At 40.5% G+C, this 15687-nt stretch carries 15 protein-coding genes; all 15 read left to right on the top strand.

Features of this window, described 5'->3' with window-relative positions; all coding sequences use genetic code 11:
• The first annotated feature begins 1 nt into the window (after position 1).
• The 15 genes from DX873_RS06865 (at position 2) to DX873_RS06800 (ending at position 15682) form a co-directional block, all read left to right on the top strand.
• A complete protein-coding gene (locus tag DX873_RS06865) occupies positions 2–1501 on the top strand; it encodes an FMN-binding glutamate synthase family protein (RefSeq protein WP_067033740.1) in 1500 nt (499 codons plus the stop codon).
• Positions 1502–1503: 2 nt separating this feature from the next.
• Positions 1504–2052, top strand: coding sequence for an ion channel (locus DX873_RS06860; RefSeq protein ID WP_067033738.1), 549 nt, complete (start codon positions 1504–1506; stop codon positions 2050–2052).
• Positions 2053–2070: 18 nt separating this feature from the next.
• Entirely contained in the window at positions 2071–2547 is a 477-nt protein-coding gene (locus DX873_RS06855) for a YybH family protein (RefSeq protein WP_067033736.1), read from the top strand.
• Between the two features lie 84 nt (positions 2548–2631).
• Positions 2632–3132 (top strand): DUF2911 domain-containing protein, encoded by a 501-nt coding sequence (locus DX873_RS06850; protein ID WP_232520873.1) that lies wholly within the window; start codon positions 2632–2634, stop codon positions 3130–3132.
• An 85-nt stretch (positions 3133–3217) separates the two neighbouring features.
• Positions 3218–4444 (top strand): permease, encoded by a 1227-nt coding sequence (locus tag DX873_RS06845; RefSeq protein ID WP_067033730.1) that lies wholly within the window; start codon positions 3218–3220, stop codon positions 4442–4444.
• Positions 4445–4469: 25 nt separating this feature from the next.
• Positions 4470–5174 (top strand): PepSY domain-containing protein, encoded by a 705-nt coding sequence (locus tag DX873_RS06840; protein WP_067033727.1) that lies wholly within the window; start codon positions 4470–4472, stop codon positions 5172–5174.
• A 30-nt stretch (positions 5175–5204) separates the two neighbouring features.
• A complete protein-coding gene (locus DX873_RS19075; RefSeq protein ID WP_162987835.1) occupies positions 5205–5348 on the top strand; it encodes a hypothetical protein in 144 nt (47 codons plus the stop codon).
• Between the two features lie 37 nt (positions 5349–5385).
• Positions 5386–7206 carry an efflux RND transporter periplasmic adaptor subunit gene (locus DX873_RS06835; protein ID WP_067033724.1) on the top strand — a complete coding sequence of 607 codons (1821 nt, stop codon included), beginning with the start codon at positions 5386–5388 and terminating at the stop codon, positions 7204–7206.
• A 296-nt stretch (positions 7207–7502) separates the two neighbouring features.
• Positions 7503–8069, top strand: coding sequence for a helix-turn-helix domain-containing protein (locus DX873_RS06830; RefSeq protein ID WP_067033721.1), 567 nt, complete (start codon positions 7503–7505; stop codon positions 8067–8069).
• 373 nt (positions 8070–8442) lie between these two features.
• Positions 8443–8658: a heavy-metal-associated domain-containing protein gene (locus DX873_RS06825; protein WP_067033717.1), complete on the top strand. Its 216-nt coding sequence runs from the start codon at positions 8443–8445 to the stop codon at positions 8656–8658.
• 97 nt (positions 8659–8755) lie between these two features.
• A complete protein-coding gene (locus DX873_RS06820) occupies positions 8756–9316 on the top strand; it encodes a DUF305 domain-containing protein (protein ID WP_067032975.1) in 561 nt (186 codons plus the stop codon).
• 119 nt (positions 9317–9435) lie between these two features.
• Positions 9436–10773 (top strand): MBL fold metallo-hydrolase, encoded by a 1338-nt coding sequence (locus DX873_RS06815; RefSeq protein ID WP_116183708.1) that lies wholly within the window; start codon positions 9436–9438, stop codon positions 10771–10773.
• Between the two features lie 54 nt (positions 10774–10827).
• Positions 10828–12117, top strand: coding sequence for a PQQ-dependent sugar dehydrogenase (locus tag DX873_RS06810; protein WP_067032977.1), 1290 nt, complete (start codon positions 10828–10830; stop codon positions 12115–12117).
• Positions 12118–12161: 44 nt separating this feature from the next.
• Positions 12162–13322, top strand: a complete 1161-nt coding sequence (locus tag DX873_RS06805) for a hypothetical protein (protein WP_116183707.1) — start codon at positions 12162–12164, stop codon at positions 13320–13322.
• A gap of 101 nt (positions 13323–13423) precedes the next feature.
• On the top strand, positions 13424–15682 hold the full coding sequence (locus DX873_RS06800) for a heavy metal translocating P-type ATPase (protein WP_116183706.1): 2259 nt from the start codon (positions 13424–13426) through the stop codon (positions 15680–15682).
• Positions 15683–15687: the final 5 nt, after the last annotated feature.

Raw genomic sequence — 15687 nt, 5'->3', positions numbered from 1 at the left:
CATGAGAAGAATATTTTTAATATCGTCGATAACGCTTTTAGTGGTACTTGCAGGGCTCATAATGTGGAAGCCTCATTTCTGGTGGCTTGCGCTGTTGATCACACCTTTTATGCTTCTCGGCTTAAGAGACTATTTTCAAAAAACCGATAATATCAAAAGAACCTATCCGTTGTTGGGCAGGATTACGAAGCTTCTGGAAAAACAACGTCACGTCGTTCAAGAAACGGTTTTATTGAATAGAACAGAGGGAAAACCTTTCAATTGGATACAGAAAGAAATTGTTTATAAACGTGCCGAGGACGCGGTCAAAAACCAACCCTTTGGAACGCAGATTCCGTATGACGAAGTTGGTCGCGAATGGTTTACCCATTCCACGTATCCTGTTAAGGAAATCAAAGATGATTTTAGGGTTGCCATAGGGAGTTCAAAATGCTCAAAACCCTATTCAGCGAGCATTCTAAATCTGGCAGGGATGAGCTATGGTTCCATCAGTAAAAATGCAACGCTGGCCCTTAACGGCGGTGCAAAAATTGCTGGCTTTGCGCAAAATACCGGCGAAGGTGGATTTACGCCCTACCATCAGGAATATGGAGCTGATATTATCTTTCAGTTCGGTACAGGCTATTTTGGGTGTAGGACAGAAGAAGGGAATTTCGACCCTAAAAAATTTGTGGAAATCGCATCCAATGAAGTGGTCAAAATGATTGAAATAAAAGTCTCACAGGGTGCAAAACCCGGTTTTGGGGCCATTCTTCCTGCCAAAAAAAATACCGAGGAAATCGCAAAGTACAGGGACGTAGAAAAAGGAACCGAAATTCTATCGCCACCACATCACGCTGCATTTGGTACTGATTTGGAAATGGTAGCTTTTATCCAAGAATTACGGAAGCTTTCCGCTGGAAAGCCCATAGGGATTAAAATGTGCATCGGACAGCAGGATGAATTCGAAAGAATGGTCCGCATTTTCGCCGAAAAGCAAAACTATCCGGATTTTATAGCCATAGACGGTGCAGAAGGTGGTTCCGGTGCTGCACATATGGAATCGCTGCATTGGGCTGGAATGCCAATAATTGAAGCCGTGCATTTCGCAAACGGCATTCTTAAAAAGTATGGGTTGCGCGATGAAATAAAAGTAATGGCAGCAGGAAAAATAATTTCAGCTTTTGATATCTATAGAATGTTGGCACTTGGTGCCGATGCTTGCTATAGTGCCAGAGGGATGATGTTTGCCTTGGGCTGCGTACAATCCTTAAAATGCAATCTGGATACCTGCCCTACGGGAATCACCACAATGGAACCTTCAAGGGTCGCATCATTGGTAGTAGAAGATAAAAAGACCAAAGTAGCCAACTACCATAAAAACACTATGGAAGCCTTTAAGGAGCTGCTTAAATCAATGGGAATTGAAAATAGAAGGGGTATCACCAAAATGTATATAAAGAGAAGAATCAGTGAGAATAAAGCAAAAGGCTATGATGAAATTTTTATAGATAACAAATAAGAATGGATAAAGAAAAAGACATAGAAACCACAGGGGCATTTTATGGACAGCTTTTCAATAGCTCAAAGTATGTTCTATTGGTGATGCTTATTGCTTCAGTAATCGAACTGTATGCGCTACCTACTATGGAAGGGTTTTATGCTATGATTATCCTACTGGCCTTAACATTACTAAAGATAGGATTCATTATAGCCTTGTCCTTTAACCAATTGATGAAGATAATTGGTCAGAGCCATCTATTGAGCCACGTACTGGTGTTGTTCGGATACCTGATTGTGTTGATAGTTTTCTCGTTTGCAATAGATTACACAGCGTTGCAGTTTGTGGATGCTATTCATTTTAAAATGAACAACAGTATTGGCAAAGATGGACTGTCGGTATTTTTTGATTTATCCTATTTCAGTTTGATAACATTCTCATCAGTAGGATATGGTGATATAGTCCCAATTTCCTTACCCGCGAAAACCTTGGTGGCGCTTGAAGTGGCACTGCGGTTTTTCGTCCTGGTCTTTGGTATCGCAAATGTGAATAGAATACGAGTAAATAAATAACCTTTAAAAACTAAAAGTATGCAAACACTAAAATCAACTACAGTAACAATGTTGCTCATAATAGCGACAAGTCCACTATGTGGTCAAGATGCAAAAACAGAAAAAGAAGCAGTGCTTACAGTAATGAAAAGCTATAAGGATGCCCTACAAAACCTAACGACCGATGGTACTTTCGAATTATTTACCGAGGATTCCGAGGTTTTTGAATCGGGAGGCGTCGAGGGTACGTACAGCCACTATATAGAACATCATTTAGGACCGGAATTAGGTCATTTTGAAAAATTCGAATTTTCAGATTATGAAATCGATGTAAAGGTAGATGTACCCTATGCCTTTACTACCGAAACGTACATATATACCATTGTCCTCAATCCAGACGACAAGGGAAATAGCCGGACTATAAAGAAAAAAGGGGTAGCAACCTCAATCCTTAAAAAAATAGATGGAAAATGGAAAATAATAAAAACCCATTCATCTTCAAGAAATATTAAGTAACACCCGATGAGTAGATATATTTCAATTAGTATAGTGTTTGGTCTTCTTCTTATTACCAGCTGTAAAGAGAAGAAAACGGAGCCAATGCCAGAACCGTCAAAAGAAGCAATCACAGACCAACCGCCAAAAAAAGTGTTAAGCCCTCACACCTCTGCAATGGCGACCATTGGTAATGCGCACATCCATATTGATTATTCATCGCCAGGGGTTAGGGACAGGATGATTTTTGGTGGTTTGCTGGCGTATGACGAAGTCTGGCAAGCTGGGGCACATATGGCTACGTGGATAGAGACGGATACGGATATAGAAATAGATGGTAAGGAACTAAAAGCAGGTAAATATGGATTTTTTACCATTCCTTCAAAGGAAGAATGGACCATCATTTTAAATTCCAATTGGAACCAGCACGGTAAGGATGAATATGACGAAAAAGATGATGTAATACGATTTAAGGTGACACCGATTATTGCGGATAGCCTAAAGGAACACTTAGAATATAATATCGATAAAATTAGTGATACTGAAGGTGAGATAACATTAGCTTGGGAAAAAGTTAAAGTAGTAATTCCATTCAAAGTAAAATAACAAGATAGGGTCAACAAGGGTACGATGATAAAAAAATTAAAAAAACGTGTATCATCAAAGAATAAAAACTAATACAGTTTAAACCGTGAACGAATTTTTAAAACAATGGGGCGAAGCCGCCTATACGACTACCGGATTTTTCTGGATGGCGCTTTGGGCATTCATTTTGGGTTATATCATCAGTAGTATGATACAGATTTTCGTGACCGAAAAACGGATGCAAAAAACAATGGGCGAAAACGAAGGCAAAAGTGTGCTGTTGGGCACGTTTTTCGGCTTTATAAGTAGCTCGTGCAGTTTTTCTGCTTTGGCAGGTACAAAATCCATCTTTAAGAAAGGTGCAAGTTTTGTGTCTTCCATTGCTTTTCTGTTGGCATCGACCAATCTCGTCATAGAATTGGGGATTATCATTTCCATCTTTTTAGGTTGGCAGTTCGTGGTGGGCGAATATGTAGGTGGTATTCTCTTGATTGGTATTTCGTGGATTCTGATACGACTCATCAATCCTAAAAAACTCATCGAAAAAGCCCGCAAAAATATCGAAAATGAAGATGATGATGAGATGGACGGTTCCAAAGATTGGAAGAAACAAATCAAGAACGAAGACAGTTGGGCGCGCGTTGCCAAAAAATACAAGATGGAATGGCAAATGGTCTGGAAGGATGTAACCGTAGGTTTTACCGTTGCGGGTATTACAGCGGCTTTTGTGCCAGATTCGTTTTTTCAGACCTTATTTATAAATAGTGGTCAAGGCAATACAGATTTCACTTTTCTCGAAATTCTGGAACATATTGTTGTTGGTCCAGTTGCCGCATTCTTAACATTTATCGGTTCAATGGGTAACATCCCATTGGCAGCATTACTATTCAGCAAAGGCGTAAGTTTTGCGGGCGTAATGGCCTTTATTTTTAGCGATTTGGTGGTTTTTCCAGTACTGAGAATCAATGCAAAGTATTATGGTTGGAAAATGTCACTCTTTATTCTATTCTTACTTTTCACGGCATTGATTGGCACCTCTTTGACCTTGCATTATGGTTTCGATTTGCTGGGAATATTGCCCGACCCTTCGCAGGTCAAGATTCAGGATAAGGAACATTTTAAGATTGATTATACCTTTTTCTTGAACGTTGCTTTTCTCATCATTTCGGCCTATCTCGTTTATCTGGGTTTTTTCAAAAAAAAAGATGTAGAACATTCAATGAGCGAGATGGCACCCAAGAGTCCATTGTTGGAAAGTGTTTTAAAATATGCAGCCTTCATCTGTTATATATGGCTCGCTGGGGGACTTATTGTAAAATTTTTAGTGAACTAAAATTCGGATATAGAATAAAACAAATATGGTCAACAGAAAAACAGCAAAATGGATTCGAAAAGCCCACCGCTACTTGGGCATCTTCCTAGGTATTCAGTTCCTGATGTGGACGATTAGCGGGATGTATTTTAGCTGGACGGATATCGATGAAATACACGGCGACCAGTTCAAAAACCAGAAGCCAAAACAGACGGCTTTTTCAGATTTATTGGGTACAGGCCAATTAGATAGTACGCAGCCCATCCAAACGCTTGAATTATTGGAAATAGCAGAAGAACCTTACTATTGGATAAACGAAGCAAAGCTTTATAATGCCAAAACAGGAGAGGAAAAGGACGGTATCACTAAAGAAGAAGCCCAAGAGGTAGCACAAAGATATATACTTCCAGAGCTTAAAATAGCCGCAATAAAAAGGATAGAAGAAGTCGGAGACCACCACGAATATCGAGGACGTCCCCTACCGGCTTATGAGATTTCGTATGAAACACCACAAAATTTAAAGGCTTATGTGGCTGTCGAAAATGGGGCGTTTCAAACGGTGCGGCATAGAGATTGGCGCTGGTTCGACTTTCTGTGGATGACCCATACCATGGACTATGACACAAGAGATAATTTCAACACCCTTTTGTTAAGGTCATTTTCGCTTTTGGGACTAATAACCGTGTTGAGCGGCTTTGTCCTATGGTATATATCATCGCCATCTATTCGAAAGATAAAAAAACAGATTTAGAAAGTAATTTAATGAATGGAGACGTAATTTATGGAAGAAAAGAACCCGAACGGCGAGATTAGAAAAGTGCCATTTGAAAAGGAAGGCGCCTATATTTTAGCGGGCATTATCATACTTTTTATAGTACATACGCTCATTGTACTGGTTTTGAAAACTATTAGTGAATCCGTATAAATTTTTAAGAAACAATAACATTTCAATCTTCAATATCATGAACAAGAACATCATTTACATTGTAGTAGCCGCCTTAGCGGTCGGTTTATTGGGGGGATATTTTATTTTCTCAAACGCTGAGGCCGATCAATCGGCCATAAAAGATCTTTCGGATATGTCCGATAGCCATGACCATTCCGGAGAATCCGAGAATCAGATGTGGACCTGCTCCATGCACCCACAGATTATGCAACCCGAACCGGGAGACTGCCCAATCTGCGGTATGGATCTCATTCCTGCTGAAACCGGAGCGACGGGGCTTAGTGCCAATGAAATAAAAATGACGGACAACGCCTTGGCCTTGGCCAATATACGCACCTCTACCGTTGGTACAGGTGGTTCGGATGGGAGTTCACTTAAACTCTCAGGAAAGATTCGCGAGAACGAAGAAGCCAATGCTACCCAAGCTACATATTTTGCGGGTCGCATTGAACGGCTAAATGTGAATTATACCGGAGAGAACGTTGCCAAGGGCAAACTTTTGGCAACCATCTATTCCCCAGAATTGGTAAGCGCACAACAAGAGCTGTTGACGGCCGCATCCATGAAGGAATCGCAACCGGCATTATACAATGCCGTTCGCAATAAATTAAAATTATGGAAGCTTTCTGACAATCAAATAGATAAGATAGAAGAAGTGGGCAAAGTGCAGGAAAACTTTCCAGTCTATGCCACAGTTTCAGGAACGATTACCGATATCATGGTTGAAGAAGGAGATTATGTAAAACAAGGGCAGCCTTTGTACAAAATTGCCAACTTAAATTCCGTTTGGGCGGTATTCGATGCCTATGAAAATCAGATAGCATCGTTGAAGGAGGGTCAGGAGGTCAAGATAACGACGAATGCCTATCCCAATGAAGAATTTACGGCAAAAATATCCTTTGTAGACCCGTTACTTAATTCTTCTACAAGAACGGTCATGGTAAGGGCAATACTTAACAATAAGGATAATCTCTTGAAGCCGGGTATGTTCGTGGAAGGTACGATCAAAGCTGCCGAAATGCAGATGGAGAATACCGTTATCATACCGGCCAGTGCCGTAATGTGGACGGGGGAACGATCGGTGGTTTATGTAAAGACCAATCCCAATGAGCCTGTCTTTGAAATGCGCGAAGTTGCCCTTGGAAGTACCAATGGCGATACCTATACAATAATTAGCGGGCTTGAAAAGGGGGATCAAATTGTGACCAACGGAACATTTACCGTTGATGCGGCCGCACAGTTACAGGGTAAAAAATCGATGATGAACGCAGAGGGAGGCAAAACCATGACCGGGCATGAGGGTCATTTGGGTATGCAGGAAGGAGATAAAATGGAACCCTCAACAAGTACGGGCACCGACCATTCTAAGATGAAAAAAAGGATTGAAGTATCAAGTGAGTTTCAAGGTCAGTTGAAGCAGGTTTTCGAAGCCTATATAGATGTTAAGGATGCTTTGGTAAATGATGATGGCGCGGCCGCACAAAAAGAAGCAAAACAAATGGAAGAAAGTTTGGCCAAAGTCGATATGAAGTTGCTAAAAGACAAAGAGGCCCATGATCATTGGATGACCATTCAAAAAGAGCTCAAAGCATCGTCAAATGCAGTGGCCAGCACTTCTGAGATCAAGGAGCAAAGGGACCACTTTAAACATTTATCGGCCCACATGATCAGCGGTGTTCAGCTTTTTGGAGTCAATCAAAAAGTGTACAACAGCTATTGCCCGATGGCAGATAGCAATAAGGGAGCCAATTGGCTAAGCCTGGAAAAGGAGATTCGAAACCCATACTACGGAGAAGCAATGATGACTTGTGGGGAAATTAGGGGAACGATACAATAATTAATTATAAGGCCGATAAAATTATAATAGAGAAAATTGAATGGTGTGAGTAAAAGAAAAATGAAAAGATTTTGGCATCATGAGTCAAAAACGTAGGGAGAGAAGAAGCCAACAAAGAAAGGAGAGCAAGAAAACAAAAATAGAATCTAACCGAAAAACAAGATTCTATGCTGCATTGGCGATTATCATCTTGTTTATAGTCACGGTAGTCTTGGTTTTGTTGAGAGCGATTTGGGAACATCGGTCCCATCTGTGATAATGGATAATGTGAGCGCAATGTATTTTAAAACTTTATCATGAGCCATATGCTGCACATAAAAAACATGGTCTGCCCAAGATGTGTTACGGCGGTATACAATGTTCTGAAAAAGATTGGTATTGATTATTCCAATGTGCAACTGGGCCAAGTCACATTGAAGGAAGAACTGACCGCAAAACAAGAAAATCAATTACAAACCGAATTGAATAAGCTGGGTTTTTCTTTGATCGGTAATCGCAAGTCTCAATTGATCGAGCGTATGAAAAATCTTGTAATAGAAAAAATTTTTCATTCAAGACAAGAATTAAACGTCAAATTGACCGATTATGTTGGTTCAGAAATAGGTCTGGATTACAAGTACTTAAGTTCCCTTTTCTCTTCCGTGGAGATTATCACTTTTGAACAGTATGTCATTAGCCAAAAAATTGAAAGGGTTAAGGAATTGCTCATCTATGACGAGCTAAGCTTAAAGGAAATAGCCCATCAGTTAGACTATAGCAGTGTCGCGTATTTAAGCAACCAGTTCAAAAAAATCAATGGTATGGCACCTACACAATTTAAGAAAAGTGCCCTTCAAAATAGAAAATCGCTGGATAACATATAATTTATAAGCTTAACCTTCTCTTCGTGGCTTGTGATAAGAAGTCGATTCCCATGCATTGAATTTCATTATCATCTTCTTTATGTTCAGGTTTCAATAAAGATGTTTAGAGATTTTTTGGTGCATAGTGATGGGCGAACTTAAACCTATTGCACTGAATTTTTAGTCATTAATGGCAAAAGCTCGATTACAATAAAACTTTTTAGGTAATCGCATACTTAAATTGATGTAAATAGCCCTAAATAATCGAATGGGTCAAGGTTTGTTTTTTTTCAAACAACGCCCAGATTTAGTAAATGTTATTTTTCGATAACGTATTTGAATCAACACTTCTGATTCAAAAGGTGAAATTGTTAGAATAAAAATTGATCATAATATGAAAAGAAGATACGAAATAGAAGGAATGACCTGTAACGGCTGTAGAAATCATGTTGAAAATGCACTTTTAAACGTCGCAGGAGTGGCCGATGTATCTGTCGATTTGAAGGATGCCGAAGCAACGGTAGAGTCGCAATTTGAAGTGCCTTTGGAAAATTTGCAAGAGGCCTTAAAAAATGCTGGTAATCAATATAAAATACAACCTGTAAATTGAGTGGAACATGGCTAAAATAATCCCTTTATAGTTGTCCAGTAATCTTGATGATGGCCAAAAAGAATGAAATCATATTAACCAATTAAAAGTATATACAATGGAAAATAAAGAAAAGAAAGTCAACAATTACTTAAAGTTCTTCGCAATGATCGGTACCTCAATGGTCGCGATGTTCTTTTTAATGTACACACACTCCTATCAGATTATCGATCACTTCTGGTATAGTGAAACCAGGTTCTTTATGACGTTGATCATGGGTGGGTCCATGGTTATTATCATGCTGCTGTATATGCTACAGATGTACAAAGACCGCAATAAGAATATTGCCATCTTGGCTTTGGGTGTTTTGCTGATCGCAGGCGGAATATGGCTGGTCAGGAGCCAGGTTACGGTTTCCGGTGTTGACTATATGGAAGGTATGATTCCCCATCATTCCATCGCTATCCTAACTAGTGAACGATCTCAAATAAAAGATATTAGGGTAAGAAAACTTGCCGATGAGATCATCAAAGCGCAGCGTCGGGAAATAATGGAAATGCAATGGTTAATCAACGATATCAAGAAAAATGGGATAGTAGAAACAGAAGAAGAAAAGGAAAAGCGTTCGCTTCCCAAATTTGAAGGATCGCTTACCGAAGAAACAACAAACCTTGACTGATACGGAAAAGTGAATGTCAGGAGGTAATAACAGTTTTTACTTTCGAAAGGAAAAAACGAAAATACAGGAGAATAAACGAAGGCATTTCGGACGTTAAATTATAAACGCATAAAATTTTTATGAAAATACAGCAATTTGAATATGAACCACTTTCCCACTATTCATACGCACTGCTGAGCGAAGGGGAGATGGCGATAATCGATCCCGATCGCGACCCGATGCAGTATTATAATCTTGCGCATAAAGAAAATGCTGTGATTAGAGCTGTGCTATTGACCCACTCCCATGCAGACTTTGTAAGCTCACATTGGCAAATTAGCAAAGAAACAGGTGTCACGATTTATAACAGCAGCAAATTGGAAGCTGAATACCCTTTCGAAAGTTTTGATGGGAACAGTGCCATATTCGTGGGCAATACCAAACTAGAAGCCATAAATACTCCTGGGCATTCATACGATAGTATTTCCATTCTTGCCACAGATGAAAATGAGGTTGCACTTTTTACGGGGGACACCTTATTGATCGGGGATGTCGGACGCCCGGACCTGCGCGGAAATGAAGATGACAAAGAGCAAAAAAAGCAAGCACTGGCCCGTGAAATGTTCAACACAATTCGAACTAAATTCAAAAAAATACCGAATGAGGCCATTATTTACCCCGCCCACGGGGCGGGATCCCTGTGCGGCAAAAGCATGTCGGCAGATAGCATTAGCACATTAGGTAGGGAGCGAAAGGATAACTGGGCATTTGGCCATCAGAATGAAGACGAGTTTGTCAAAGAACTCCTTGAAGACCAACCGTTCATACCGGCCTATTTCAAACATGATGTAGCTATGAACAAAAAGAAAGTTGAATCGATTGATATGGTTACCGCTAAAATCCCTATTCATCTTAATGCCGAAACACCAAAAGATAATATCTTAATTGTCGATAGTCGTGATGAAAACGAGTTTAAACAAGGTCATTGGCCACAGAGTATCAATATTATGCAGGGTGGCGAAGCATCCTCTTTTGAAACATGGTTAGGTACTATAATCCAACCAAATGAGGAATTTCATCTGGTTGTCGATTCTCCAAAAAGTGTAAAGACCATCGCCCGGCGGGTGGCGAAGATTGGATATGAAAATCAACTCAAGGCGATAATTACCCTTTCGAAGAAACGCTTTGTCGAAAACGAGCGATTGGATTTCAAGCATTTTGTGCAAAATCTGGATAATTACACCATTGTCGATGTCAGAAATACGGATGAAGTAAGAAAAAAGAAAATTTTTGACGGTGCCCTGAACCAACCCCTACACGAACTAAGGGAATCAATTCAGGACATTCCTAACGACAAACCCATTATTGTCCATTGTGGCAGTGGATATAGAAGCGCGATCGGAAGCAGCATACTTTCAAATGAATTGCAAGACGTAAAAGTATATGACCTAGGGGAAGTTATTGAGAAATTCAAATAACCAAGATGCTAAGTTTTAATTGGCAGAAGATGTAAGACAAAATTTTAAATGGTCATGGGAACACGTTTTTTTACAGGTTTAATCATTTCACTCTTAGTATTGGCAACTACAAATGCGCAGACCGTCGATTCGCTACCGCCGATATCGGCCTCCAAATCCTATTCCAACTATAGCAATGTCATTGGCTGGAAAAATGGAAGGACCCCCAAAGCCCCGCCCGGTTTTACCGTTACAAAATATGCTGACGGTTTCAAGAATCCAAGGTGGATGTACGTTACACCGAACGGCGATGTACTTGTGGCGCAAAGCAATTCGAATTATCCGCTCTGGAAAAAAATCGGGGCATGGTTCATCGGGGCATCAAAGTCGAAAAGCTTTAAGAACAGTGCGGACTTGATAACCTTGCTCCGCGATGTAGACAAGGACGGGTCTCCCGATGAACGTACCGTATTTCTCGAAAAGGAACTCGATCAACCATTCGGAATGCTTGTGCTAGATGATTGGTTCTATGTGGCCAATACCAACGGATTGCTACGTTTTCCTTACAAGCCCGGTCAATTGCAAATATCGGGAAAAGCGGAAAAAATTACCACCTTACCCGCAGGAAAGGCCAATCGGCACTGGACACGCAATATTATTGCCAACAAGGACGGCTCGAAAATATATATAGCGGTCGGTAGTGGCTCGAATGTTGGGGAGAAAGGGGCAGAGGCTGAATTCATGAAGGCGGCCATTCTTGAGATTGATCCCGATGGCGCAGGACTAAGAATTTTCGCATCAGGACTAAGAAACCCCGTGGGTATGGATTGGAATCCCGTTACCGGAGACTTATGGACGGCGGTCAACGAACGCGACGGATTGGGCAACAACCTCGTACCTGATTATTTGACCAGTGTCCGCGAAAACGGATTTTACGGTTGGCCCTACTTGTATTATGGGCAAAATGAAGATCCTAGGGTAAAATGGGTGCCTTCGGCCCAAGTGGGAAATACACTGATGCCCGATGTGAACGTTGGCCCCCATACCGCATCTTTGGGATTGACGTTCTACACGGGCGATTCCTTCCCCGAAAAGTATCGGAACGGGGCCTTTGTCGTACAGCATGGCTCTTGGAACAGACAGGTTTTATCAGGCTATAAAGTGGTTTTCGTGCCTTTCGAGAACGGAGAACAAACTGGAAAACCTGAAGATTTTTTAACGGGTTTTATTGTTGACGGCAAAAAAGATGAGGTCTATGGCCGACCCGTGGGTGCCGCCATACTACCCGATGGATCGATGTTGATATCCGATGATGTGACCAATAGGATCTGGAGAATTAGTTGGGACGGTAAACGCGGTATGTGAGGGATTCTCAGTGGGGGTTTGCCGTTTTATAAGTACTTTTATTTATGGAAGATGCACAACCTCCGATAAATGATTTGAGAAATCTTTTTGAAGAAGCCAAGGCTAAAAGCGAATTCGATTTTGTACTTAACCTGATTAATTATAGGGGAATCAGTTCATCTAATTTAAACTCTAACCTTCATGAATGGTTCGATGCAATCGAGTTTTATAAAAGGTTGTACAATGAATTAGAAGGAAAAGAGAAAACCCGTATGGGTTTACAGATTTACTCCACTTTTTTTGAGAACAGCGACTTCTACAACATAATAGGTAATTTGTGCCGTATTAAATTGGGGTACAAAGGTTCATCATATCTTTTTTGGAAAACGAAAAAATATGAGCGCCTTTTGGGAATTGGCGAAAAACAAGATTTCTTGATGGAGCTCTTGGCCGATTCGGAAAAGCAGCACCTAATCGATTTTTATGAACAGAACCATTTTAAAGAAATACGCAACAGTTTCTTTCATTCCGCCTATTCTATAGACGAAGGTCGGTATGTTATGCACGATTCAGACCCTATCAATTTAGATGGCGTTTTGATTCATTCCTTCGATTTAGATGAATTTTTCTATCCCAAGTTGAACAATGTTATTGACTTATTTGACATTTTCAAGAAATTGTATTTTCAATATTTTAATTCTTATAAAAAGGATGTGGTTGTAATGGGAATGTTTCCCAATCCTTGCGAGGTTACCATTTTGGGTTCTGAGGAAGGACTGAAAGGTTTCCGCATTAAAAATGCCGTCAACTTCTTTGGTAAATGGCACGATTCTGGCATTTGGTTCGATGAAGAGTATGGTTTTTGGGCAGGCCATAATATCAATATGAACTTAGCCAGAATTGAAGATATAGAGATTGACGAACAATTAAGACGATACGAAACAAAAGCTAACATTACCAAGAATGACTTAGAGTTTTTCAATTTGGTGGATAAAATCAAAGAACGAAATAACCCGCAGGAAATACGACGAGCAACACTATTACTGTTGAAATTTGGGGATGTCCGTAAAGACAAAATGGATGTAGAGGAAAATGAGTACAAGAAAAGGAGCTTTCCCAAAATCATTCTTCCCTATTATCGCAAAGCCATAGAGATAGGGGCACATATCTTCAAGGATTTAGAACAGTTTAAGAAAACAGTCGCTGAGCTAGAAAAACAACTTTGACTAGTTGTTTTCCCGAGAATATTACAACTCTTTCAGCAAATTTCGTAACAAGGTTGGCGGTAACGATTCTGAACTTTGCATAAAGCAATTCAGGTAAAGCTATGGAAACCACAACTGTTTTGGAGCAAAAGGATAAAACCAAGAAATCAGATATCAAAAAATCCTTTCCGGTAACAGGTATGACCTGTGCTGCCTGTGCCAGTAGTATGGAGTCGATTCTTTCCCATATCGATGGTGTAAACAAGGCCACCGTAAATTTTGCCAGCAATTCCGTGTGGGTAGATTATGATGCAAGTGTTTCCGAAGAAAAACTGCAAAACGTGCTGCGTGAAGTGGGCTATGATATCATTATTGATGTCGAAGACCCAGCCGAAGCGCAACAAGAACTTCAGCGGCAACATTACCGAGACATAAAAAACCGTACCATTTGGTCGGCAATTTTAACGTTGCCCATTTTCGTTCTTGGGATGTTCTTTATGGAATGGATACCTGGAAAATGGATTTCGTTGGTCTTGACCATACCGGTGCTTTTTTGGTTCGGGCGTAGCTTTTTTATCAATGCCTTTAAGCAAGCAAAGTACGCCAAGGCCAATATGGATACTTTGGTCGCGCTCAGTACGGGGATTGCCTTTGTGTTCAGTGTTTTCAATACGCTCTTTCCCGAATTTTGGTTGAGCCGTGGTATAGAACCTCACGTCTATTACGAAGCGGCCACGGTCATTATTACGTTCATTTCCCTTGGGAAATTGTTGGAGGAAAAAGCAAAGTCGAACACTTCTTCGGCCATTAAAAAACTGATGGGATTACAGCCCAAAACGTTAAAGATTGTTGAGGACGGTGAAGAAATGGAGATTCCGATTTCCGAAGTCCAAGTTGGGCAGACCATCTTGGTACGGCCTGGTGAGAAAATTCCTGTGGATGGTGAAGTTTCAAAAGGCAACTCGTATGTTGATGAAAGTATGATTACAGGTGAACCTGTTCCCGTAGAAAAATCAGATGGTGGAAAAGTATTTGCGGGTACGGTAAACCAAAAAGGAAGTTTTCAATTTACCGCTGAAAAAGTAGGCGGCGAAACCTTGCTGTCCCAAATCATTAAAATGGTTCAGGAAGCCCAGGGAAGCAAGGCACCCGTTCAAAAACTGGTCGATAAAATAGCGGGAATATTTGTTCCTATCGTTTTGGGGATATCTATCATTACGTTTATTGTTTGGATGTCGGTAGGAGACGATAATGCATTTTCGCAGGCCTTATTGACCTCTGTAGCAGTATTGGTTATCGCTTGTCCCTGTGCATTGGGATTGGCTACACCTACGGCTATAATGGTGGGGATTGGCAAAGGTGCCGAGAACAATATCCTAATAAAAGATGCCGAAAGTTTAGAACTAGGACACAAAGTGAACGCAGTCATTCTTGATAAAACGGGTACCATTACCAAAGGAAAACCATTAGTGACGGATATTCATTGGTCTGAGAATAATAAAGACACGAAAAAATACAAACAAATTCTTTTAGCAATTGAAGCACAATCAGAACACCCTTTGGCGGAAGCGGTGGTCAACCACTTAAAAGATGAAAATATTGAAAAAGCTGAAATTGCTTCTTTTGAAAGTATTACAGGAAAAGGCGTTCAAGCTGAAATAAAGGACGGTTCACAATACTATGTTGGAAACCATAAACTAATGCTTGAGAATAATATTCAAATCGACGCTTCCTTGATGCAAACAGCAGAGAGTCTTGAAGAGCAAGCAAAGACGGTCATATTTTTTGGTAATGAAAAACAAATGCTCGCGATACTCGCCATTGCGGATAAGATTAAGGAAACTTCAAAAAAGGCCATAGCAACACTTCAAGAAAGAGACATCGAGGTCTTTATGCTTACTGGAGATAATAATAAAACCGCATCGGCTGTCGCAAAACAAGTAGGAATAACAAATTATCAAGGAGAAGTAATGCCCTCGGACAAAGCAGCTTTTGTAGAAAAACTGCAAGCTGATGGAAAGATCGTAGCTATGGTTGGCGATGGCATCAACGATTCACACGCCTTGGCGCAAGCCAATGTGAGCATTGCCATGGGTAAAGGTTCTGACATCGCTATGGACATGGCAAAGATGACCTTGATTACCTCAGATTTGCAATCCATTCCCAAAGCGTTGGAACTTTCAAAAAGAACCGTTTTGGGAATCCGTCAGAACCTGTTTTGGGCATTCATATATAATATCATTGGAATACCGATTGCGGCGGGCGTTTTGTATCCCATAAATGGGTTCTTATTAGACCCAATGATTGCGGGAGCAGCAATGGCATTCAGTAGCGTATCTGTGGTTGCAAATAGCTTAAGACTTAAACGAGCAAAACTTTAATAATT

The organism is Flagellimonas nanhaiensis, assembly GCF_003382275.1.
In the GTDB taxonomy this organism is placed as follows: Bacteria; Bacteroidota; Bacteroidia; order Flavobacteriales; family Flavobacteriaceae; genus Flagellimonas; species Flagellimonas nanhaiensis.
The sequence above is the reverse complement of the archived record's forward strand: the minus strand, read 5'-3'. Positions and strand labels throughout refer to the sequence as shown.